This window comes from Comamonas testosteroni TK102, assembly GCF_000739375.1.
Classification (GTDB): Bacteria; Pseudomonadota; Gammaproteobacteria; order Burkholderiales; family Burkholderiaceae_C; genus Comamonas; species Comamonas brasiliensis.
In genome coordinates, this window is sequence record NZ_CP006704.1 from 2,856,875 (window position 1) to 2,878,838 (window position 21,964).

The window sequence follows — 21,964 nt, forward strand, 5'->3', positions numbered from 1 at the left end:
TTGGTGGTGCCCGCAGCGCCTGCCGCTAAGTCGTAGCCCGGTGCAGACCGGGCTGCTCGCGCATTTGCGTAGGTGTCATGCCGTGGTGCGAGCGGAACCTGCGCGCAAAGTGGGCCTGGCTGGCAAAGCCGCAGCGGTAGGCGATTTCGGCGATGCTGTAGCGGCCCAGGGCAGCCTGGCGCAATTCTATGGCAGCACGCTCCAGGCGGCGTATGAGAATCAGCTCGGTCACGCTGTGTCCCTCGGCCTGCAGCATCCGGTTCAGGTGCCTCAGGGAGACGCCTGAGGCGGCAGCGACTTCGCTCGCATCCAGTGAGTGGCGGTGCAGGTGCTCGTCGATATGGACGCGCGCGGCCAGCAGGTGGGAGGCGCGTAGCGCACTGCTGCCTGCTGCCTCTCCGGCCAGCATGGTGCGCAGCAGGTCGCAGGCCTCGAACTGCAGCCGATCCTGCTCCACCCCTTCCGGGCGGGCCATGGCATTGCCTACCAGCTTCTGGAACGCGTGATTGAGCACGCGTCCGCTGCCTGCCGCTCCCGAAACACAGATCGGGCCGGGAAGTTGCGCGCGGCTGCAGTTGCGGTAGAACCAGTCTGCGGGCGTATCCACGAGGAATTGGTGCATCTGGTGGGTGAAGCCGAACAGATAGGCATGCCGGGTGTCATAGATCACCAGGTCGCCCGGGGCAAGGTGGATGCAGCTGTGCTCCTGATAGAAGAAGGCACCGCTGCTGAGCACCAGGGAGACGAAAACCGACTCCTTGGGATGCTGGCGCACCAGTTGTGGCGTGCGCTCGATGACATGGGCATTGCCGTCGATGTCGGCCATGGCCAGCTGGCCTAACCGCATATTGCTCTGCCGCGCGTTCAGACCTTCGTCGGCGTAGGATGAGCAGCGCAATCCGACCAGAAAAGACGCGTTGTAGGCCTCCCATTGGTCCAGGCGCTGACTGGCGGGAAAGGCATCCGTAGCGATCCGGTTCACCGCGCATGGCGCAAGCGAGGGCATGGGTGTCTCCTTGGCAGGCTCTCATAGCGTTTGCCGACCTGGGGGAGCGATTGGGTGTCGGCAATGCCCTGCAAACTCTACCATGACATGTTTGCGCCCGGATCCGTGGAGTTACGGGAGCATCCTGCGGATCAAGGCCTGGCTGTCTGCGCGCATCAAGGATGGGGGCGGAAGTCTAGTGGCGTTACTTCGCCGGTTGAAGACGGTTGGTGCGAATCCGCCTTCAAGCCGGCGCAGGCGCGCCACCAGGCCGAGCCCGCATGCGGAGCGCCCAGGTCCAGGCGCTCGCCCATCATGGGGGTGGCAATCGCTATGCCGTGCTGTCTGCCCAGGCCCAGGATCTGCTCGAACGGGTCCCACCAGGCATGCATGGCGAGGTTGAACGTGCCGTTGTGTATGGGCAGCAGCCATTGGCCGCCGAGATCCCGGTGAGCCTGCACGGTCTGCGCCGGGTGCATATGGACATAGGGCCAGTGGGCATCGTAGGCGCCGGTCTCCATCAACGTGACATCGAAGGGGCCGAAGCGCCTGCCGATTTCGGCAAAACCGTCGAAGTAGCCGCCATCGCCGCTGAAGAAGACGCGCAGCGGCCTGTCGGCCTGACGATCTTCTATGGTCCAGGACGCCCAGAGCGTGCGGTTGCCGTCGCGCAGGCTACGTCCCGAGAAATGCTGGGCTGGCGTGGCCGTGAAACGCAGGCCGTCGACCTCGCTGCCCTGCCACCAGTCGTGCTGAACGATCTTGTCGGTCGGCACGCCCCAGGCCGCCAATCTGTCTCCCACTCCCAAAGGGCAGAGAAAAATGCCCACCTTGGGCGCAAGCACGCGGATGGTGGCGCGGTCCAGGTGATCGTAGTGATCATGCGACAGCAGCACGCCGCGCAAGGCAGGCAACTCGTCCAGGGTAATCGGCGGGGCATGAAAGCGCCTGGGGCCGGCAAACGACAGTGGAGAGGCACGCTCGGAAAACACTGGGTCCGTCAGCCACCAGCCGCCGCGAAGCTTCATCAGCAAGGTCGAATGGCCCAGGCGATAGAGGCTGCGCTCGGGCGCGAGGTTCAGTTCAGCCGTGCTCAGCGGCAGAACGGGCAGTGCCTTGCCCGGCTCGGAATCGGCCGGCTTGTTGAAGAAGAACTTCCATAGCGTCCCGGCATCGGGCTTGGGGCTGTTGGCCGGACGTGGATGTGTGTTGCGAAAGCGCCCGCCCGAGTATTGAGGCGAGTCCTCGTAGTCGGCGAGGGGGGTGGTGAGGCTCGGTTTTTTAAACAAGATCGGGCGCCTGAGTGGGACATTGGCCGCAGTTTGGGACGGTTTGCAGCGCTGCAAGAGCCGATTTGCAAGAGGCCGTATCGCCGCAGCGGCCATTCCCATGATCGGATGAGTCGAATGCGACACTCGCTGTCCGAGGAGCAAATACACATGAATCCCATGGTTCGCAATCTGGAGGGCATGCTGGCAGCCGGCAAGGACGGTGCGCTGCTGCGCTATACCCTGGGCAAGGCCTATGCCGACGAGGAGCAGATGGCCGTCGCGCGCGAGCATCTGCGCAAGGCAACGGCGCTGGATGCCGAATACTCCGTCGCCTGGAAGCAGCTGGGCAAGGTGGAGCTGGCGCTGGGCGATGCACAGGCCGCGCGCGCCGCCTGGCAGCAAGGGCTGAGCTGCGCCCGGGCCAAGGGCGATGCCCAGGTCGTCAAGGAGTTGCAGGTGTTTTTGCGGCGCCTGGACAAGCAGGCTGCCGGCAGCTAGAACTATCAAAAAAAATAGCTGGAAGTGCTTGTGGATAAAGCGTTTCCAGCCGATTCATCCTGGAATTTTCAGTGTGCGCCGGCGGCCGCGTCGGCGCCTCCTGCGGCAGAGGCCGGGCGCTTGGTGAACCAGATCAGCACGATCAGGCTCAGGAACAGAAAGGACGATGCCAGAAAGATGTCGTCGGCGGCCCGCGTGAAGGCCTGCTGATCGATCAGCCGGTTGATCTGGGCATAGGCCTGCTCGGCACTCATGCCTGCCGCCTGCAGGTTTCTGACCGTGCTCGCAAACGTCCCCTGGCCCTGCACCAGCAGCTCGGTCAGATGCGCATGGTGCATGGAAGCCCGGCTTTCCCAGAGCGTGGTGGCAATCGAGGTGCCCATGGCGCCAGCCGTGATCCGCACGAAGTTGGACAAACCTGCGGCGGCAGGGATGCGATCCGGCGTCAGTCCGCTCAGCGTGATGGTGGTCAGCGGAATGAAGAAGAAGGCCATGGCGCCGCCCTGAATCAGCGTGGGAATCAGGATGTGGGCGAAGTCGGTCTCCACGGTGAACTGCGAGCGCATCCACAGCACCATGGCAAACACGATGAAGGCAATCGTGGCCATCTTGCGCGGGTCCCAGACACCGACCTTGCGACCCACCATGGGCGTGAGCAGGATGGCTAGCAGGCCCACCGGCGCCAGGGCCAGGCCGGCCGAGGTGGAGGTATAGCCCATCCATTGCTGCAGCCACAGCGGCAGCAGCACCACATTGCCGAAGAACAGGCCGTAGGCGATGGACAGCGCGATCGAGCCGGCCGCAAAGTTGCGTCGCTTGAACAGGCGCAGATCGACGACGGGATGGGCGTCGGTCAGCTCCCAGACCACGAACACGGCAAAAGCCACGACAGCGATCACCGCAAAGGCGATGATTTCATTGGAGGCAAACCAGTCGAGCTCCTTGCCCTTGTCCAGCATCAGCTGCAACGCCGCCACCCAGAGCACGAGCAGGGACAGGCCCACGGTGTCGATTGGCAGCTTGCGCGTGGGCGTTTCGCGGTTGCGGTAGATGCTCCAGGTCATGAGGGCCGAGAGCAGGCCCACGGGCACGTTGATGTAGAAGATCCAGGGCCAGGAAATATTGTCCGTGATCCAGCCGCCCAGCAGCGGCCCCACCACGGGCGCGACCAGCGTGGTCACCCCCCAGAGCGATAGCGCCACACCGGCCTTGGCAGGCGGATAGCTGGACAGCAGCAGGGTCTGCGACAGCGGAATCATGGGGCCGGCCACAGCGCCTTGCAGCACGCGGAACAGCACCAGCATCTCCAGCGACGAGGCAAAGCCGCAGAGCCAGGAGGTCAGCACGAACAGCAGCACGCTCATGGTGAACAGGCGCACGGCGCCGAAGCGCTGGGTGAGCCAGCCCGTCAGCGGCACGGAGATGGCATTGGCCACACCAAAGCTGGTGATGACCCAGGTGCCCTGGCTGGGGCTGACGCCCACATCGCCGGAGATGGCCGGAATGGCCACGTTGGCGATGGAGGAGTCCAGCACGTTCATGAAGGTGGCCAGCGATAGCGCCAGCGTGCCCAGGGCGAGCTGCGCGCCCTTGAGCGGGGCGATGACCGGCGGCATGGGGCGGGCCGCCGGAGCCGGTGGCGAGGCGCCCGCTCCGGGGTTGGCAGAAGTCGTGGAAGTCATGGCTGATTCCGCGTCTTATTGCGCAGCTTGGGCTGCGGACTGGGCGGGCTGAGCGGGTGCGGCCGGTGCCGGCAGATCGACCAGCCGGGTCAGTGCAGGCAGCTTGTCGCCCGCGATGATGTGCTGGATGCGCTGCTCGGCCTGTGCCAGGCTGCCGTCATAGACGGTGGTCTGGGCCACGGGCTCGCTGCGCGGCGTGCTGGCCAGGGCCTGGCCGTCCTTGTTGCGGATGTCGACCTTCACGTCCATGGACAGGCCCACACGCAGCGGGTGCTGCTTGAGCGCTTCGGGCTCCAGGCTGATGCGCACGGGAACGCGCTGCACCACCTTGATCCAGTTGCCCGTGGCGTTCTGGGCGGGCAGCAGCGCAAACGCCGCACCCGTGCCCGCGCCCAGGCCCACGACCTTGCCTTCGTAGGTGGTCTTGTCGCCGTAGACATCGGCGGTCAGCTCCACCTTCTGGCCCATGCGCAGATCGGCCAGCTGGCTTTCCTTGAAGTTGGCGTCCACCCAGAGCTTGTGCAGATCGACCACGGTCAGCAGCGGCGAGCCGGCTGCCACGCGCTGGCCCAGTTGCACGCCGCGCTTGGCCACAAAGCCGTCCACGGGCGCGATCAGTCGCGTGCGCTGCAGGGCCAGATAGGCTTCGCGCACCTTGGCTGCGGCCGCCATGACGGCGGGGAAGTCCTCGGCCGTCGTGCCCTTGGTCTGGGCTTCGGCGGCTGTCAGCTGGGCCTTGGCCGCGCGCACGGCGGCTTCCGCGGCCGCCACGGAATTGCTGGCCGCCGTTGCCAGGGCCTTGGCATGGTCAAACTCTTCCTTGCCCACGGCGCCGGTGGCCGTGAGCGGGCGGCGGCGTGTCACATCGTCGTTGGCCTTGGCGGCGTCGGCCTTGAGGCGCAGCAGATCGGCTTCGCGCTGGGCCACCTGTGCGGCCAGCGGGGCGTTGTTGGCATACAGGGTGCGGGTCTGGCGCGCGGTCTGGGCCAGTTGCGACTCGGCCTGGGCCAGTTGCACCAGATAGTCGGCAGGGTCCAGCTGCACCAGCAACTGGCCGGCCTTGACATAGTCGGTATCGTCGGCGCCGATGCTGATCACGGTGCCGCCGACCTGGGGCGTGATCTGCACCACGTTGCCGGCCACATAGGCGTTGTCCGTGGTCTGGTAGTTGCGGGCCACCATCCAGTGCCAGCCTCCCCAGGCGATGGCGGCCACGGCGACAGCGGCCGCCACGATGGTCAGGCCCTTGCGGCGGCCCGCAGGGTTGGCGCTGGGCGTAGCTGCCGCAGGAGCTTGGGGAGCGTTCTGAGTAGGCTTGGTGTCGGTCATGATGTTGGCGCTTTGTTATCTGTGAAGCGGTTTTGCGCTATTGAAAAAGAGGAGCTGCTGACGCTTGTCAATAAAGGAATTGAAAGTGTTTCTGCCTTGAATTCATTGATGGCAGATCGAAAGCAGCTATTAATTTTGTTGAGCCCGATGTTTATTGCAGGGCAACAGCCGGGGTGTCGTCGCTCCAGCCGCCGCCCAGGGCTGCGGCCAGGGCCACACGGGTATCGAGCTCGCGTGCCTGCAGGTCCACGGCCAGGCGGCGCTGGTTGATGAGCTGGGTTTCGGTGTTGAGCACGGTGATCTGGCTGCCCAGGCCGGCCTGATAGCGCTGCACGGCAAAGTCATAGGCCCGCTCGGCCTTGGACAGCGACTCGGTTTGCAGCTGCTGCTGGCGCTTCAGCGATTGCACGGAGGCAATCGCGTCGCCCGCCTGCTTGACGGCATCGAGCACGGCGCCGTTGTACTGGGCGATGGCGGTGTCGAGATCGGCCTGTTTGCCGCGCAACTGGGCGCGCAGGCGCTTGCCGTCGAAGATGGGCAGGCGCAGCGCGGGCGTGATGCCCATCTGGCGCGAGCTGCCCTGCAGCAGATTGTCCAGGCCCAGCGCGTTCAGGCCCACAAAGGCGGTCAGGTTCACATCGGGGTAGAAGTCGGCCCTGGCGGATTCAATGCCTTGCGTGGCCGCTTCCACGCGCCAGCGCGCGGCAACCACATCGGGGCGGCGGCCCAGCAGATCCGCGCCCAGAGCCTGGGGCACGGGCTGGATGCGCAGCACTGACAGTCTGGGCGAGAGCGCATTCTGCGCATCGGGCGCCTGGGCGCAGAGCACGGCAATGGTGCGGCGCGCCAGCGTGATCTGCTCGCCGAGCATCTCGATCTGGGTCTGGGCATCGGGCATGCCTGCCTGGGCCTGGGTCAGCTCCACCTGGCTGTCGAGGCCCGCTCGGGTGCGCTGCTCGCTCAGGTTCAGCAATGACTGGCGCTGGCCCAGCGTGCGTTCTGCCACTTCCTTCTGGGCAATCAGCCGCGCCAGGGCGATATAGCTGCGCGCCACCTGTGCGGCCAACTGGTTGGCGGCGGCAGCGCTGTCGGCCTTGGCGGCGCGCGCCTGGCCCAGCGCGGCCTGCAGGTCCGCGGCATGCTTGCCGAAGAAGTCGGGCGACCAGGACAGGCCGGCCTGCAGATTGCCGCTGTTGTAGATATTGCCCGCGATGGGGGCGGGAATCATGCCGTTGGCCGTGTAGCGCTGGCGTGTGGCGTCGGCGCTCAGCGTTCCGCGCACATCGCTGGCCGTGCTGCTGGCCGTGGCCAGGGCTGCGGCTTTTTCAAAGCGGGCGTTGCTGGCGGCCAGGCTGGGGCTGCCGGCCAGGGCCTGATCGATGAGCTGATTGAGCCGGGCATCGCCCAGACCTGCCCACCATTGGGAGGAGGCCAGTGCCGTGGCATCTGCAGTGCTGAGGCTGGCGGAGTCGTTCAGGCCGACATCGGCCGAGCCCAGTCGCGCCAGCGGCTGGTGTGCCGGTCCTTGCGAGGCACAGCCTGCCAGTGTCAGCGCAGCGGCCAGTGCTGCGGTTGCCAGCAGCGGGCGGCCAGGGGCTTGCTCTGCGGCGGGTTTGCTTGAAGGTCTAGAGGTCATGGAAAAGTGCCAGTGGTTTTTATTGAAATAGGGCGGTGAAAAAAGTAGGCAGCAGGCCAGCCTAGCCCCCCGGGGGGCGGCCTGCCTCGTTCGTTTGGATGGGGGGCTTGGCGGGCTCCTGGGTCAGGGCCTCGCGTAATGCATCGCCGTTGACCAGCATGCGCTGCAGCATGGACAGCATCAGCGTGCATTCGCTGTGGCTGAAGCCGCGCAGATGGCCGTTGAGCACCTTGGTCAGCACCTTGGGCACCTGGGTGGCGACGCTGCGTCCCTCCTCGGTGAGCACCAGATGCACCACGCGCCGGTCGGCGGTGGAGCGCTCGCGGCGCAGCAGCCCCTTGGCCTCGATGCGGTCCAGTGCGCGCGTCACCGAAGCCGGGTCCATGCCGAGATCCTTGGCCAGCGTGCTGCTATTGGTGTCGGCGCAGACCAGCAGCTTGTACAGCGGCAGCCACTGCACATAGGTCAGTCCTTGCTCGGCCAACTGGGCGTCGGCCAGTTGCAGGATGGAGCTCAGGACACGCCGCATGAGAAAGCCAATGCTTTTGTCCGGCGCGTAGACCCCCGCCTGGTAGAAGAAGCTGGATTCGTCCTGCGGGTCGATGATGGGGTCGGTCTGGTTTTGCAATGGCGCCACCAATATTTGCTTGGTCAATGATTGAGCCGGCAATTATTGTGCAGCTGCAAAAAAATGTCAGCAAGGTTTTGAATGGATCCGTACCTGCCTGCGCAGTCTCTGCTTTTGTTGCTATGAAAACAAAAGCAGTTTGCGCATTGTTGGTATGCGCCGGAGCCTTGCCGTACCTATAAAAAAAGCCCGGCCATGAGGACCGGGCTTGCTGAAGGCTGCTGCCGCCTCAGAGCGGAACGCGCAGCACGACCACGATCACCAGGCCCAGGGCCAGATTGAAGGAAACCCATTTGCGGATGCTCTCCAGCGCCTTGCCGCCGGCGGGCCAGTCCTTGAGCTGCACGGCCGCATTCAGGCGCTTGAACAGTGCGAAGCGGATATGACCGAACACGGCCATCATCACCAGGCCCAGAATGCTCATCACAATCCAGTTGACCGGCATGTTGAACTGGCCGCCGGCCTGGGCGGCCATGGCATGAATGCTGCCAATCATGCCGATGCCGGTGGCCAGCACGACGACCACCAGCACCATGACCCAGGCAAAAAAGCGCTGCAGCACACCATGCATCAGCGTCACGCGCTCGGGTGGCTGCAGGCCCTGGACGGCAGGGCGCAGAAAGAAATGCGCGAAAAACATGCCGCCCACCCAGATGATGATGGCCAGAAGGTGCAGAAGTTTGAACAGGATGAAAAGCATGGCTTGTGGGGCTTGATTGGGAAACATCGCAAGCCTAACGGAGATCGGGAGCACACAGGCTGAAATGGCAGGACTTTCGCCAGCCCAGGCCTGATCGGACCTGGCTGCAACCCATAACAGCCAACAACAGCCAACTACAGCGAAGGAGTTCTGATGTCGGAACAAGCCACCGTTGTCGCCTTCAAGCACTCTTCCGGGCGGGTCGCCTTGCGTACCGGTAGCGGCCGCTTTGCGCTGGCCGAGCAGACCGATTCAAGCGCGCTGCGCGAAGGACTGGGTCTGAGCGGCAATATGAGCGAGTCCGGCCCCGAGGTCTGGAGCGATGACAGCGGGCAGAGCCAGTACCAAGTCTTTGTGCTGGGCCGGGATCTGCGGGATCTGTCTCAGGAAGCGGTCGAGCAGGAGGTGTGATGTGTTGCTCCTGAAAAAAAAGCTGCCAGCGTCTGTTTGACAGGCACTGGCAGCTTTTTCTTTTGGGGCTTTCCTGGAGCCGGGGCTTTCGCCCCGGCGCGCCCTGTTAATTCCCCTGTTACTTCTTCAGGTCGAAGCGGTCCAGTTCCATGACCTTGGCCCAGGCAGCGACGAAGTCCTGATAGAACTTCTGCTCGTTGCCCTTCTCGGCATAGACCTCGGCCACGGCGCGCAGAACGGCGTTGGAGCCGAAGACCAGGTCCACGCGGGTGCCGGTCCACTTCTTGGCGCCGCTCTTGCGGTCCACGCCTTCGTAGTTGCCATCTTCCAGGGGCAGCCACTGTGTGCCCATGTCCAGCAGGTTGACGAAGAAGTCGTTCGTCAGCTTGCCCGGAGTCTGGGTCAGCACGCCGTGGTTGCCGGCGGTGTTGATGTTGATGGCACGCAGGCCGCCGATCAGCACGGTCATCTCGGGGGCCGTGAGCGTCAGCAACTGGGCTTTGTCGATCAGCAGGGCTTCGGCGGGTGCCGGGAAACGTCCTTGCAGGTGGTTGCGGAAGCCGTCGGCCTTGGGCTCCAGCGGTGCGAAGGATTCGGCATCGGTCTGCTCGTCGCTGGCGTCGCCGCGGCCGGGAGTGAAGGGCACGCTGATCTTCACTCCAGCGTCTGCGGCCGCTTTTTCTACGCCCGCGCTGCCGGCCAGCACGATCAGGTCGGCCAGAGAGATGCGCTTGTCGCCCTCGGCAGCCTTGTTGAACTCGCGCTGGATTTCCTCGAGCTTGCCCAGTACCTTGGCCAGTTGCGCAGGGTTGTTGGCTGCCCAGTCCTTTTGCGGAGCCAGGCGGATGCGGGCACCGTTGGCGCCGCCGCGCTTGTCCGAACCGCGGAAGGTAGAGGCCGAGGCCCAGGCCGTGGCCACCAGCTCCTGCACCGACAGGCCCGATGCCAGCAGCCTGGCCTTGAGGGAGGCCACATCGGCGTCGTTGACCAGTTCATGCTTGACCGCAGGGATGGGGTCTTGCCAGATCAGCTCTTCCCGGGGTACTTCGGGGCCCAGATAGCGTGCACGCGGGCCCATGTCGCGGTGGGTCAGCTTGAACCAGGCGCGGGCAAAGGCTTCGGCAAAAGCCTGTGGGTTTTCAAGGAAGCGGCGCGAGATCTTCTCGTAGGCCGGGTCCATGCGCAGCGACAGGTCGGTGGTCAGCATGGTGGGCTTTTTGTTGGGGCCGCCATGTGCATCGGGGATGACATCGCCAGCGTCCTTGGCAACCCACTGAATGGCTCCGGCAGGGCTTTTTTCCTGCACCCATTCGTACTTGAACAGGTTCTCGAAGAAGAAATTGCTCCACTGTGCAGGAGTCTGGGTCCAGGTCACTTCCAGGCCCGAGGTGATGGCATCGCCGGCCTTGCCGGACTTGTAGCTGCTGGCCCAGCCCAGGCCCTGAGCTTCCAGGCCGGCGGCTTCGGGCTCGGCGCCCACATGGCTGGCGGGGCCCGCACCATGGGTCTTGCCGAAGGTGTGGCCGCCGGCGATCAGCGCCACGGTTTCCTCGTCATCCATGGCCATGCGGGCAAAGGTGTCGCGGATGTCATGCGCGGCCGAGAGGGGGTCGCCATTGCCGTCCGGGCCTTCAGGGTTGACATAGATCAGACCCATCTGCACGGCGGCCAGCGGGTTCTCGAGGTCGCGCTCGCCACTGTAGCGGCTGTGCGGGTTCTGGGTGGGCGCCAGCCATTCCTTCTCGGCGCCCCAATACACGTCCTGATCGGGTTCCCAGGTGTCCACGCGACCGCCGCCGAAGCCGAAGGTGCGAAAACCCATGGTTTCCAGTGCGACATTGCCACACAGCATCATCAGGTCGCCCCAGGAAATCTGGCTGCCGTATTTTTGCTTGATCGGCCACAGCAGGCGGCGCGACTTGTCGATGTTGACGTTGTCAGGCCAGCTGTTGAGCGGCGCAAAGCGCTGCTGGGCGCGGCCCGCGCCACCGCGACCGTCCTGAATGCGATAGGTGCCGGCTGCGTGCCAGGCCATGCGGATGAACTGGGGGCCGTAGTGGCCGAAGTCGGCAGGCCACCAGTCCTGCGAGTCGGTCATCAGGGCGCGCAGGTCGCGCTTGACGGCTTCATAGTCCAGCTTCTGGAAAGCCTGGGCGTAGTTGAAGTCTTCACCCAAGGGGTTGCTTTTGGCGGAGTGCTGGCTCAGCAAATCCACGCGCAGCTGATCGGGCCACCAGTCCTTGTTGCTGGTGGCGTTGCCTGCGGCGGCGGTTTCGCTGTTCTGTCCCTGGTGGAAGGGGCACTTGGATTCAGTAGTCATGGGGCTCTCCGTTTCAACGATCCGACAGGTCGGTAGGTCCAGGAAACAGATATCAATCAATGATCGATATCAATCAATACAACTCAATAGCCATTAGCGATTGGTTGAGATGAATTATCGGTGCGCGGCTGGCCTGAAGGGCGTGTTGTGCTATTGAAATTACTAAGCAGCGCCATAGGAAGAAATATGGGTCGAGTCTTGAGCCGACGCAAAGTCGGGTTCAGGTACTTCGCAAAGTGACTGAGACTGTGACTTTTTGAGCGTATGCGAGCCTGCCTGTTTGCACAAGCATGAGCCATCAAATCAGGTCGTTGACCTACCCGGCCTCAGCTGTGGCAGCGGCTCAGCCGGCTACCAGCTTGTGCACCAGATCGGCTGCGGTGGAGGCGCCGTATTTGCGCATCAGCCGGGCGCGGTAGATTTCCACGGTGCGATGGCTGATGGCCAGTGCCTTGCCGATTTCCTTGCTGGTCATGCCTTCGAGAAGACGTGCCGCCACTTCGCGTTCGCGGCCCGTGAGCTCGGCCTTGACGGGGCGGTGGGCCGAGAGGTCCTCGAAGCTCCAGATGCCCGAGGCATGGGGATCGTTGCGGTCCAGCGTGCGACCGCTGACATGGCACCAGAATACCTCGCCATTGGCGCGCTTCATGATGCGGTTGTCGGAGTAGATGCCCGTGGTGTTCAGGATGGGAGCGATGCGCGCGCCCAGACGCTCGTATTCGTCAACGCTGGGGTATAGCACCTGGAACGTCTGTCCTATGAGTACCTCGCGCGAGGCATGGAACATTTCACACAATTGCCGATTACAGTCAATCATGATGCGGTTGCGCGAGATGACGAGACCTACAGGGGCGGCATCGAACGCCAGCCGGTAATCCACAACCATGGTACTGCTCTTTACGAAAAACTACTTACTCAAGTACGTAGTATCGTAGCGCATCCAATTTCAAGGAGACATGTGTGAAAAAGCTCTACCCATCCGCAGAAGCGGCGCTGCAGGGCGTGGTGGCCGACGGGCAATTGATGGCCGTTGGCGGCTTCGGCCTGTGTGGTATCCCCGAGGCCCTGATCGATGCGGTTTGCGCCAGCGGCGTCAAGAACCTCACGGTGGCATCCAACAACGCCGGCGTGGACGGCTTTGGCCTGGGCAAGCTGCTGGACACCCGCCAGGTCAAGAAGATGATCTCCAGCTACGTGGGCGAGAACAAGGAGTTCGAGCGCCAGTACCTGGCCGGTGAGCTGGAGCTGGAATTCACGCCCCAGGGCACGCTGGCCGAGAAGATGCGCGCCGGCGGTGCGGGCATTCCCGCCTTCTTCACCAAGACCGGTGTGGGCACGCTGGTGGCCGAGGGCAAGGAATTGCGCGAGTTCGATGGTGAGACCTATGTGATGGAGCACGCCATCGTGGCGGATGTGTCCCTGGTCAAGGCCTGGCGCGCGGACAAGAGTGGCAATCTGCAGTTCCGCCTGACGGCGCGTAACTTCAACCCAGCAGCAGCCACCTGCGGCAAGGTCTGCGTGGTGGAAGTCGAGGAACTGGTGGAAGTGGGCGAGATCGCTCCCGACGACATCCATCTGCCCGGCATCTATGTGCACCGCATCGTGCACAACGCCAATCCCGAAAAGCGCATTGAAAAGCGCACCGTGCGCGAAGCCTGAACCATGGTGGATTCGTCCCATTCGCCCGAGGCTGCCGCCCAGGCCGACCTGCCGGTCTTTCGTGCGCTGGCTGCGCAGGAGCTGGAGCAACTGGACCGCGAGCGCTTGCTGGTGTGCCAGGTCGCGGCCCGTGAACTGGGGCTGAGCGACTGGAGCATGGACCGCTCGGGTCTGGCTCAGTTGCAGCAGTTGCTCGATCGCGGCCTGGTATCGGCCGACAACCTGTTGCTGGCCCGAGGATTGGGCGTGGTGCTGGGGGACGCGCTGAGCTGCGAAATGGACGATATGGACTGGCATATGGTGAGCGACGAGTGGGGAACCGACCCCGTTGTGCGCTACCGCGAGACCAGCATCCAGGTGGGGGCTCGCGACATGGTCCTCAAACGGCTCGAAGACGGCCAGAGTGTTGATCTGCTGCACTTGCTCGATGGTGTGATTTCGCACCTGCAGCCCATGATCGACTCCGGCGACTACCAATAACGTCAATCAAGATTTATTCAGGAGGCTCTTATGCCCTGGACCCAAGACCAGATGGCCGCGCGCGCGGCCAAAGAACTCGAAGACGGTTTCTACGTCAACCTCGGTATCGGCATTCCCACACTGGTGGCCAACCACACGGGTGATAAGGAAGTGTGGCTGCAGTCCGAGAACGGCATGCTGGGCATCGGCCCCTTCCCGACCGAAGACCAGGTCGACGCCGACCTGATCAACGCCGGCAAGCAGACCGTGACCACGCTTCCCGGCTCGGCGATCTTCGGCTCCGACCAGTCGTTTGCCATGATCCGCGGCGGCAAGATCAATCTGTCCATTCTGGGCGCGATGCAGGTGTCCGAAAAAGGCGATCTGGCCAACTGGATGATTCCCGGCAAGATGGTCAAGGGCATGGGCGGAGCCATGGACCTGGTGGCGGGCGTCAAGCGCGTCATCGTGCTCATGGAGCATGTGGCCAAGAAAAAGGACGGTACGACCGACCTGAAGATTCTGCCCAGCTGCACCCTGCCGCTGACGGGTCTCGGCGTGGTGGATCGCATCATCACCGATCTGGGTGTGATGGATGTGACACCCGAGGGCCTGAAACTGGTGGAGCTCGCCGAGGGCGTGAGCTTTGACGAGATCCAGTCCAAGACCGGTGTGACGCTGCTGAAATAAGCGGCGCTGCTCCCGGGCAAGAACCGCTGCGGCGGTTCTTTTTTTATGCTTTTCTGCGGAATCAGCAGAATTAATAGCTGCCGGAGTTGATAGAACAAGCGATGTAAGCTGTTTTTGCTTTAATTGTGGCCCACAAATTATTGCAATCTGCAACAATCGAGTTTGATTGAGCAGACAGAAAAAGAGCGCTTTGATGAGTGAGAACGCTGGTGCGCAGGGGCACGAGACCGATGTACATTTTTTGCGCGCAGTCACCGATATGGCCGAGCATACGGAGGTCATGACAGGCGATGCAATCTATACCGACAAGGGCATGAAATTGGTGGACAAAGGCACACGTGTTGACAGTCGTCTCTATGACCGTCTGGTCATGCACAAGCTGCGTGACCCCATCGATGCCAACCTGATCACGGGCGATCTGGTCGACGTGGCATCCCTGGTCGCTCTGGCGCGCCAGCAATGCGAGCAGGTCGATCTGCTGCATCGCATGGTGGCGTCCATCGGCGATATCGAGCGTCTGCTGGCACCGCTCAAGAGCTTGCTGCTGCCCCAGGCCATTGCCTTCAAGCTCACCGTCATGCGCGAGCAGCGCACCGACCTCTACCAGCACAGCCTGCAGATGACGCTGGTGGCGATCTTTCTGGCGCTCAAGAATGGCTGGACCGAGCGCGAATGCGTGCCGCTGGCCACGGCCGCGCTGCTGCACGATGTAGGCATGCTCTATATGGACCCGGTCTGGACCGACCCGGACCACCGCTTGAGCGGCGAGGAACGCAAGCATCTGGTCGCGCATTCCGTCACCGCCATGCTGGTGGTGCGCAGCACCGAACTGTATTCGCGCGCCGTGGAAATCGCCGTGCTCGAGCACCATGAACGCATGGATGGTTCCGGCTATCCGCGCGGCATCAAGGGCAACGCCATTTCGCCCATGGGGCAGGTGCTGCTGCTGGCCGAGGTGGTCTCGGCCTTCTTCGAGAAATTCACGGATATGCCTGGCCAGCGCCTTTCGCTCATGCTGCGCATGAACCACAAGAGCTATCCGGCCGATCTGGTGCACCTGATTTTGCCGCTGCTCTACGACGAAATCAGTCCCGGCAAGCCGCTGGCGCCGCTGCAGGCCGAGTTCTCGCACAGCATCGCGGCGCTGGAGGCTGCGCTGCGCAAATGGAGCGAGCTCAGGCGCGACTTTCCCGAGCACTGGCAGCAAATGCCCGATGCGCAGGCGGCGGTGGCCGTGGAGACCAGTCTTGCACAACTGCAGAAACAGCTGGCCGAAGCGGGCTCCCACCCCAGCCAGCAGCTCGATGTGCTGAGCTATTTCAAGGATGACGCCCTGGGCATGAGCGAGCTGGCCCTGGTCAACCGCGAGGCCCTGTGGCAGTTGCAGGCCATCATGAACGACTGCCAGCGCCGCTGGCCCACGCTGGGGGAGGGCGGCTCCACGCTGGAAGTTGCCGTGGCCGAATGGTGCGAGGCCTGTGCCCAGTTGATGCCGCAGGCTGGTCGCAGCTCGGCCATGAATGCCGACAGGCAGTCGCTCAATTGACGGCATTGACCACGAGCTTGGCCCGGGACGGCTGCCATCAACTTTGATAGCTGCAGGCGCTTGATGGACGCGCGCTAAGCGGGTATTTCTTCAATATTTTATACATCACGCCGCAGTGCGGCGTGCTTTGCCGCGTCTGCTGGCGGCATTCTGAAAAAGTATTTTTGATAGCGCGTGATGCCCGATCAACAAGGGGAGGCTGCATCTGCTACTGGCCTTAGGGCCTTGTTTTGTACGGAAATTCCGGTAACTGTATATTTGTACAGTATTTGAGAATATTCCTATGCACACCCAGTCCCAGACATATTTGGCCCGTCCTGGCTCACAGCCAGGCATGACGGAGTCTGTCCGGCCGCAGGCTGGTGCAGGGCAGGGCGTGCGGCCGGGTCTGCCAGTTGCGCGCAGTCCGCATTTGTCCGCCATACAGATTCCCGGTGTCTGGCGCGGCACGGACTGGCAGCTGGATGCCTGCCGGAATGTCTGGCCCAGTGGCCATGCAGCGCTGGACTGCGAGCTGCCCGGTGGCGGCTGGCCTGGCAATGCCTTGATTCAGCTGCAGCAACCCGCGCACTGTCATGCGGAGTGGGCCTTGCTGTTGCCCGCGCTGGCCGCAGGAGTGCGACAGCATGCGGCTTCTCGCGGGGATGCGCGGATGGGGCAGCTGGTGCTGGTGGCTCCGCCCTATCTGCCCTTCGCCCCGGCCTTGCAGGCTGCCGGCATTGACGCGAAGCGGCTGTGCGCAGTGCAGCCGGGGCGCAGTGCCCAGGATCTGGCCTGGGCCTGCGAGCAGGCGCTGCATTGCCGGGATGTGTTGGCGGTGCTGGCCTGGTTGCCCGAACTTCCCACGTCCACGCTGCGCCGCTTGCAACTGGCTGCCGCTTCGCAGGGGCGGCCTCTGTGGCTATGGCAGGAGTCGCAGGCCGAGCCGTGCAGCTCTCCCGCCGCATTGCGGTTGAGACTGGAGAGAGTCACGACAGTCTCCGCAACTCAGCAGGCGCCGGGTTTGCAGATACAGATACTGAAGCGCCGTGGGCCTTTGCTGGAGCGCCCCATACAGCTTCCGCTTTCGCAGTGGGCCTGGCAGCCTGTGCTGCAGGCACAGGCACAAAGACATGCGCGCCAGAGCGAGGAGGCTGCCATGCTCATGCAAGGGCGCATGACAGCCGCCGCTCCTGCAACGGCCTCGCCTTGGATGACGGAGGCATGAGATGGGCAGTGCAGAGCACTGGATAGCCTGGCCTCTGGCCTGCCTGAGCGAGTCAAGCCCAGTGCCCGAGAGTGCCTGCTGGTGGGCGCTGGAGTTTTCGCCCCGTGTGGCCTTGCTCGAAGACGCCTTGCTCATGGAGACCAGCATGGTGCAGCGTCTTTGGGGCGGGGCCGAGGTCTTGCTGGCGCGGCTGGACAGTGCTTTTGCGCAAGCCCGCCAGGCCGCTGCGACAGGCCTGCCGGAGTCCGCAGTCGCCAAGCCGCTGTGCGGACGGGGCCGCACGGCCTGGCAGGCGTTGGCACGGCTGCGGCTGCAGCAGGGCCGGCCTTGCGGCTCCGTCTCTGCTCCTTTGGCAGTGCCTGAGTCATCGCCGCATGCCGATGCGCTGCCGCTATGGACGCTGAGCGCCCTGGAGCAGCACAGCGCCGTGCTGCTGCGCCTGGGTTGCCGGTGCTGGGGTGATGTGCGTGCACTGCCGCGCGCGGGATTGTCGCGCCGTATTGGAGCCAAGGCCTTGCGTGCGCTCGACGAGGCCTATGGTCTGCTGCCCCAGCCGCTTGACTGGCTGCAACTGCCTCAGCAGTTCGAGCTGCGCCATGATCTGGGTTATCCGGCCCACCATGCAGATGCCGTGCTCCATGCCGCGCAGCCGCTGTTGCGCGCGCTGCAGTCCTGGCTGCAGGCCCGTCACCATGCGGTGCTGGCACTGCAATTGCGCTGGCACCATGATCTGCGCCGTATCGACGGCCAGGAGCTGCCGGGTTGGGAATCGCTTGTCATCCGCACAGCCCAGCCCACGCAGGGCATGGCGCATCTGCAGCGCCTGCTGCGTGAGCACCTGGGCCAGCAGCGCTGGCGTGCACCGGTGGACATGCTGGAGTTGCAGGCTCTGGAGACGGCTGCCTGGGCTGCCGAGCCGCTGAGTTGCCTGCCTGCCGCCCAGGGCCAGAGCCCGTCGGACAGTCTGGCCTGGCATGAATGGGTGGAACGGCTGAGCGCCCGCTGGGGTGAGGAGGCCGTGCAGATGGTGCAGCCGCTGGCCGACCACCGCCCCGAGCGCATGCAGCGCTGGCAAGCTGCTGCGCCCTTGCTGCAGAGCAAGAATCCGGCTGCAGCAAGAGACGCTAACCAGGCTGGAGCGGGAGCGCAGCCCAGGCAGCAAGGCACGCATCGCGGCCGTCAGCTCGGCTGTGCCGACCCCTGGCAAGCCCTGTGGCCGCCCTGGCTGCTGCCCCAGCCCCAGGCCTTGTCCGTGCAGGGCAATCGTCCCCAATGGCATGGGCCGCTGCAGCTCAGGGCCGGTCCCTACAGGCTGGAGTGCGGCTGGTGGGATGCTGCTGGCGATGCCCAGGCTGCTGCACCGAGCGGCCTCGCCGAGCGTGACTATTTCGTGGCCTATAACGCCGTGGTCGGAAATGTCTGGATCTACCGCGAGCGCGTCCGTAGTGAACACCTGATGGGCATGAGCGCCAGCCCTGCCAGCTGGTTTGCGCAAGGCATGTATGGCTGAGCAGATCATGGTCGAGCCGCCCGCTCCCGCTTTGCGGCTGGCGGGGCCGCCGCCTGCAGCGATATCGGCCAGTCCCGTGGCTCAGGGCATGGGCAGAGGGCCACTGGCCTATGCCGAGTTGCACTGTCTCTCGCATTTCAGCTTCCTGCGCGGTGCTTCATCGCCTGCAGAGCTGGTGCACCGGGCCAAAAGCCTGGGCTATGCGGCGCTGGCGCTGACCGACGAATGCTCGGTAGCCGGTGCCGTGCGCGCCTTTGAAGCGGCGCGGGACTGCGGCCTGCATCTGATCCATGGCAGCGAATTCGCCTGGGGTCCGCTCAGGGTCGTGGTGCTGGTGCGTGATCTGCAGGGCTGGGGCAATCTCTGTGAATTCATTACCGTTGCACGCAGCCGGGCTGCCAAAGGGGACTATCTGGTCGATGAATCCAGCCCCTGGCAGCTGCTGAATCAAGGCTGCGAGTGCCTGCTGCTGCCGCAGCGCGGGAAGCTGGATGCATCTGATTTGATAGCTGTAATCGATTGTCTGAAAAGCGTTTCAGCCTATCTTGATGCTGAAAACCTCTGGCTGGGCGTGGAGCTGCACCTGGCGCCCGACGACAGCCTGTGGCTGCAGACCCTGCAGCAGGCGGGCGCGGCGCTGGGACTGCGCTTGCTGGCCTGCGGCGATGTCCATATGCATGCGCGCTCGCGCAAGCCCCTGCAGGATGTGGTCACGGCTATCCGCATGGGGCGCACCGTGGCTGAATGTGGCTTTGCGCTGCAGCCCAATGCCGAGCGGCATCTGCGCTCGCGTCTGAGACTGGCTTCGCTCTATCCCAGGGCCATGCTGGAGGCGACGCTGGAGTTGGCCGGGCGCTGCAGCTTCACTCTGGACGAGATCCGCTACCACTATCCTCAAGAGAGCGTGCTGCCCGGCATGACGGCCACGCAGACCCTCGCCTGGCTGACCTGGGAGGGCGCGGCGGGGCGCTATCCCCAGGGCATTCCCGAGAAAGTGCACGACCAGTTGCACAAAGAACTGGCGCTGATCGAGGACAAGAAGTACGAGATGTACTTTCTCACCGTGCATGACATCGTGCGCTATGCGCGCAGCGTCGGCATTCTCTGCCAGGGGCGCGGCTCGGCGGCCAATTCTGCGGTCTGCTACTGCCTGGGCATCACCGCAGTAAATCCGCATGGTGGCAATCTGCTGTTCGAGCGCTTTATCAGCAAGGAGCGCGGCGAGCCGCCCGATATCGATGTGGACTTCGAGCATGCGCGGCGCGAAGAGGTCATTCAGTACATCTACGGCAAGTACGGGCGTGACCGCGCCGCGCTCACGGCCGTGGTCAGCTGCTGGCGCAGCCGCAGCGCGCTGCGCGATGTGGGCAAGGCGCTGGGCCTGCCGGCCGATCTGATCGATGCCCTGGCCAAGGGGCAGTATTGGTTCAGCGAGCATGCCCAGGCGCAAGCACAGACGCATGCCGAGACGGCGGATGCGGCAGAGGAGGACCACGTGCCCGAAGCACTGCCCGAAGACTGGGTGCAGCGCAAGCTCCAGGAGGCCGAGGTGCTGGCACGCGAAATGAATTGCGCAGTGGGCGCGCATCGGTTGCGGCTCTGGATAGAGCTGGCCTGGCAGCTCAAGGACAGCCCGCGCCATCTCAGCCAGCATGTGGGCGGCTTCGTGCTGACCGAGGGCAAGCTCACGCGTCTGGTGCCCGTGGAGCCTGCCACGATGGCCAGGCGCTCCGTCATTCAGTGGGACAAGGACGATCTCGATGTCGTGAACCTGCTCAAGGTTGATGTGCTGGCCCTGGGCATGCTCACCATGTTGCGCAATGCCTTGAACGAGCGCGCCCGCTGGCGCGGCGAGCCATGGGAGCTGTACCAGATTCCGCAGGAGGATGCCGCGACCTACGAGATGATTTGCCAGGCCGATACCGTGGGTACTTTCCAGATCGAAAGCCGCGCCCAGATGAGCATGCTGCCGCGCCTGCAGCCGCGCACTTTTTATGATTTGGTGGTCGAGGTTGCCATCGTGCGGCCCGGCCCGATTCAGGGCGGCATGGTCCATCCCTATCTGCTGGCGCGCGAGCGCGAACGCAGAGGGCTGGCGCTGAAGCTCCCAGACCCGGAGCTTGAAAATGCCTTGCTGAGAACCCTGGGCGTGCCCATTTTTCAGGAGCAGGTGATGCAGATCGCCATGGATGCTGCCAAGTTTTCGGCGGGCAAGGCTGATGAGCTGCGCCGCTCCATGGCGGCCTGGAAGCGCAAGGGCGGCGTACACAAGTTCGAGCGCCCGTTGATCGACGGTATGGTGGCGCGTGGTTACAAGCTGGAATTCGCTCAGGCCATCTTTGCGCAGATGCTGGGCTTTGGCGAATATGGCTTCCCTGAAAGTCATGCCTACAGCTTTGCGCTGCTGGCCTATGCGAGCGCCTGGCTCAAGCGCCATGAGCCGGCCATCTTTCTGCAGGCGCTGCTCAATGCCCAGCCCATGGGTTTTTATTCGCCGTCCCAACTGGTGCAGGATGCGCGCCGACACGGAGTGCGCGTGCTGCCGGTCGATGTCTGTCATAGCCACTGGCATTGCACGCTGGACGCCCCTGTGCAAGCCATACGCGGCGTGGCCCAGCCCCAGCCGGCCGTACGCCTGGGGCTGAACCGGGTTGCCAGGCTGGGCAAGGCCGCAGCGCTGCGAATCGAGGGTGAAGCTGCGCAGGCTCCGTGGAAGGACGTGAGCGATCTGGCCATCCGGGCCCGGCTGGACAAGGCGGATATGGAAGCCCTGGCTGCGGCGGATGCGCTGCGCAGCCTGGCCGGTCACCGCCGCCAGCAGATGTGGGATGCTGCTGCGCAGGTCAGTCTGCCGCCCATCTTTGCGCAGGCCGCCATTCATGAGCCGAGGCTTGAGCTGCCCCAGGCCGCCGAGGGTGAGGAAATCATGTTCGACTATGCCGCCACCGGCCTGAGCCTGCGCCGCCACCCGCTGGCCTTGCTGCGTCCCAGGCTGGCACGCCATGGGCTGAAGACTGCAGTCGAGCTGCGTCAGATGCTGCCAGGCCAGAAGGTACGCGCCTGCGGCATCGTTACCGTGCGCCAGCGCCCGCCTACCGCCAACGGCACGCTGTTCATCACGCTCGAAGACGAAACCGGCGTCATCAACCTGGTGGTATGGAGCCAGACCTTTGCCCGCTGGCGCTCTGCGTTGCTGGCTTCGCGTCTGCTGGCCGTGGAGGGCATCTGGCAGCGCAGCACGGCCCCGCAACTGGAGGCGTCGGAATCAGCAGGGAATATGCCTGAGGCCCAGAACGGGGATGGACCTGCGGTTCGCCATCTGGTCGTGATGAAGGCCAGGAATGTGACCCGCTGGCTGGGGCGGTTTGCCGAGGTCGGACTCAACAGCCGGGATTTCCATTGAGCCCGCCGAGGCCGGTGCGCGCTGGCCGCT

At 64.0% G+C, this 21,964-nt stretch carries 18 protein-coding genes; 9 read left to right on the forward strand and 9 right to left on the reverse strand.

Translation table 11 applies throughout. The features are described 5' to 3' along the window. Nucleotides 1-25 precede the first annotated feature (25 nt). Nucleotides 26-1,006 carry a helix-turn-helix domain-containing protein gene (locus O987_RS12900; protein WP_043372662.1) on the reverse strand — a complete coding sequence of 327 codons (981 nt, stop codon included), beginning with the start codon at nt 1,004-1,006 and terminating at the stop codon, nt 26-28. Between the two features lie 155 nt (nt 1,007-1,161). Further along, the gene (locus O987_RS12905) at nt 1,162-2,274 is read right to left on the reverse strand and encodes an MBL fold metallo-hydrolase (protein WP_235214372.1); all 1,113 of its coding nucleotides are present in this window, start codon (nt 2,272-2,274) and stop codon (nt 1,162-1,164) included. Between the two features lie 150 nt (nt 2,275-2,424). Between O987_RS12905 and O987_RS12910 the strand changes: the two genes are divergently transcribed. Continuing rightward, nucleotides 2,425-2,754, forward strand: a complete 330-nt coding sequence (locus O987_RS12910) for a hypothetical protein (RefSeq protein ID WP_003055445.1) — start codon at nt 2,425-2,427, stop codon at nt 2,752-2,754. 68 nt (nt 2,755-2,822) lie between these two features. Here O987_RS12910 and O987_RS12915 read toward each other — a convergent pair whose 3' ends face one another. The 5 genes from O987_RS12915 to O987_RS12935 form a co-directional block, all read right to left on the reverse strand. Then, nucleotides 2,823-4,436, reverse strand: coding sequence for a DHA2 family efflux MFS transporter permease subunit (locus tag O987_RS12915; RefSeq protein ID WP_003055444.1), 1,614 nt, complete (start codon nt 4,434-4,436; stop codon nt 2,823-2,825). 15 nt (nt 4,437-4,451) lie between these two features. Next, nucleotides 4,452-5,765: an HlyD family efflux transporter periplasmic adaptor subunit gene (locus O987_RS12920; RefSeq protein WP_043372666.1), complete on the reverse strand. Its 1,314-nt coding sequence runs from the start codon at nt 5,763-5,765 to the stop codon at nt 4,452-4,454. Nucleotides 5,766-5,916: 151 nt separating this feature from the next. After that, nucleotides 5,917-7,401: an efflux transporter outer membrane subunit gene (locus tag O987_RS12925; protein WP_043372668.1), complete on the reverse strand. Its 1,485-nt coding sequence runs from the start codon at nt 7,399-7,401 to the stop codon at nt 5,917-5,919. Nucleotides 7,402-7,462: 61 nt separating this feature from the next. Next, on the reverse strand, nt 7,463-8,038 hold the full coding sequence (locus tag O987_RS12930; protein ID WP_080731637.1) for a MarR family winged helix-turn-helix transcriptional regulator: 576 nt from the start codon (nt 8,036-8,038) through the stop codon (nt 7,463-7,465). A gap of 220 nt (nt 8,039-8,258) precedes the next feature. After that, nucleotides 8,259-8,729, reverse strand: a complete 471-nt coding sequence (locus tag O987_RS12935) for a CopD family protein (protein WP_003079451.1) — start codon at nt 8,727-8,729, stop codon at nt 8,259-8,261. A gap of 153 nt (nt 8,730-8,882) precedes the next feature. Between O987_RS12935 and O987_RS12940 the strand changes: the two genes are divergently transcribed. After that, nucleotides 8,883-9,140, forward strand: coding sequence for a hypothetical protein (locus O987_RS12940; RefSeq protein ID WP_043372670.1), 258 nt, complete (start codon nt 8,883-8,885; stop codon nt 9,138-9,140). A 118-nt stretch (nt 9,141-9,258) separates the two neighbouring features. Here the strand turns inward: O987_RS12940 and katG are convergent, their stop codons facing one another. Both katG and O987_RS12950 read right to left on the reverse strand, forming a co-directional pair. Beyond that, nucleotides 9,259-11,460 carry a catalase/peroxidase HPI gene (gene katG / locus O987_RS12945; RefSeq protein ID WP_043372672.1) on the reverse strand — a complete coding sequence of 734 codons (2,202 nt, stop codon included), beginning with the start codon at nt 11,458-11,460 and terminating at the stop codon, nt 9,259-9,261. Between the two features lie 343 nt (nt 11,461-11,803). Continuing rightward, nucleotides 11,804-12,346, reverse strand: coding sequence for a PAS and helix-turn-helix domain-containing protein (locus O987_RS12950; protein ID WP_003055436.1), 543 nt, complete (start codon nt 12,344-12,346; stop codon nt 11,804-11,806). Nucleotides 12,347-12,420: 74 nt separating this feature from the next. Here O987_RS12950 and O987_RS12955 point away from each other — a divergent pair, with 74 nt between their 5' ends. The 7 genes from O987_RS12955 (at nt 12,421) to O987_RS12985 (ending at nt 21,934) form a co-directional block, all read left to right on the forward strand. Continuing rightward, a complete protein-coding gene (locus O987_RS12955; protein WP_034375901.1) occupies nt 12,421-13,119 on the forward strand; it encodes a CoA transferase subunit A in 699 nt (232 codons plus the stop codon). A gap of 3 nt (nt 13,120-13,122) precedes the next feature. Beyond that, nucleotides 13,123-13,599: a DUF3806 domain-containing protein gene (locus O987_RS12960; protein WP_043372674.1), complete on the forward strand. Its 477-nt coding sequence runs from the start codon at nt 13,123-13,125 to the stop codon at nt 13,597-13,599. A 30-nt stretch (nt 13,600-13,629) separates the two neighbouring features. Further along, nucleotides 13,630-14,268 (forward strand): 3-oxoacid CoA-transferase subunit B, encoded by a 639-nt coding sequence (locus O987_RS12965; protein WP_003055433.1) that lies wholly within the window; start codon nt 13,630-13,632, stop codon nt 14,266-14,268. Between the two features lie 193 nt (nt 14,269-14,461). Further along, complete coding sequence (locus O987_RS12970; protein WP_043372675.1) at nt 14,462-15,814, forward strand: HD-GYP domain-containing protein; 1,353 nt, start codon at nt 14,462-14,464, stop codon at nt 15,812-15,814. Nucleotides 15,815-16,097: 283 nt separating this feature from the next. Continuing rightward, nucleotides 16,098-17,021, forward strand: coding sequence for a translesion DNA synthesis-associated protein ImuA (imuA, locus tag O987_RS12975; protein WP_051962177.1), 924 nt, complete (start codon nt 16,098-16,100; stop codon nt 17,019-17,021). A 1-nt stretch (nt 17,022) separates the two neighbouring features. Beyond that, nucleotides 17,023-18,531 carry a hypothetical protein gene (locus O987_RS12980; protein ID WP_043372676.1) on the forward strand — a complete coding sequence of 503 codons (1,509 nt, stop codon included), beginning with the start codon at nt 17,023-17,025 and terminating at the stop codon, nt 18,529-18,531. Further along, the gene (locus O987_RS12985) at nt 18,524-21,934 is read left to right on the forward strand and encodes an error-prone DNA polymerase (RefSeq protein ID WP_043372677.1); all 3,411 of its coding nucleotides are present in this window, start codon (nt 18,524-18,526) and stop codon (nt 21,932-21,934) included. Before O987_RS12980 ends, O987_RS12985 begins: the two co-directional genes overlap by 8 nt. Nucleotides 21,935-21,964: the final 30 nt, after the last annotated feature.

Excerpts from the sequence above, each read along its gene's own strand:
- O987_RS12900 (WP_043372662.1), bottom strand. The coding sequence starts at position 1,006 with ATGCCCTCGCTTGCGCCATGCGCGGTGAACCGGATCGCTACGGATGCC.
- O987_RS12910 (WP_003055445.1), top strand. The coding sequence starts at position 2,425 with ATGAATCCCATGGTTCGCAATCTGGAGGGCATGCTGGCAGCCGGCAAG.
- O987_RS12915 (WP_003055444.1), bottom strand. The coding sequence starts at position 4,436 with ATGACTTCCACGACTTCTGCCAACCCCGGAGCGGGCGCCTCGCCACCG.
- O987_RS12920 (WP_043372666.1), bottom strand. The coding sequence starts at position 5,765 with ATGACCGACACCAAGCCTACTCAGAACGCTCCCCAAGCTCCTGCGGCA.
- O987_RS12925 (WP_043372668.1), bottom strand. The coding sequence starts at position 7,401 with ATGACCTCTAGACCTTCAAGCAAACCCGCCGCAGAGCAAGCCCCTGGC.
- O987_RS12935 (WP_003079451.1), bottom strand. The coding sequence starts at position 8,729 with ATGCTTTTCATCCTGTTCAAACTTCTGCACCTTCTGGCCATCATCATC.
- O987_RS12940 (WP_043372670.1), top strand. The coding sequence starts at position 8,883 with ATGTCGGAACAAGCCACCGTTGTCGCCTTCAAGCACTCTTCCGGGCGG.
- katG (WP_043372672.1), bottom strand. The coding sequence starts at position 11,460 with ATGACTACTGAATCCAAGTGCCCCTTCCACCAGGGACAGAACAGCGAA.
- O987_RS12950 (WP_003055436.1), bottom strand. The coding sequence starts at position 12,346 with ATGGTTGTGGATTACCGGCTGGCGTTCGATGCCGCCCCTGTAGGTCTC.
- O987_RS12960 (WP_043372674.1), top strand. The coding sequence starts at position 13,123 with ATGGTGGATTCGTCCCATTCGCCCGAGGCTGCCGCCCAGGCCGACCTG.
- O987_RS12965 (WP_003055433.1), top strand. The coding sequence starts at position 13,630 with ATGCCCTGGACCCAAGACCAGATGGCCGCGCGCGCGGCCAAAGAACTC.
- O987_RS12970 (WP_043372675.1), top strand. The coding sequence starts at position 14,462 with ATGAGTGAGAACGCTGGTGCGCAGGGGCACGAGACCGATGTACATTTT.
- imuA (WP_051962177.1), top strand. The coding sequence starts at position 16,098 with ATGCACACCCAGTCCCAGACATATTTGGCCCGTCCTGGCTCACAGCCA.
- O987_RS12980 (WP_043372676.1), top strand. The coding sequence starts at position 17,023 with ATGGGCAGTGCAGAGCACTGGATAGCCTGGCCTCTGGCCTGCCTGAGC.
- O987_RS12985 (WP_043372677.1), top strand. The coding sequence starts at position 18,524 with ATGGCTGAGCAGATCATGGTCGAGCCGCCCGCTCCCGCTTTGCGGCTG.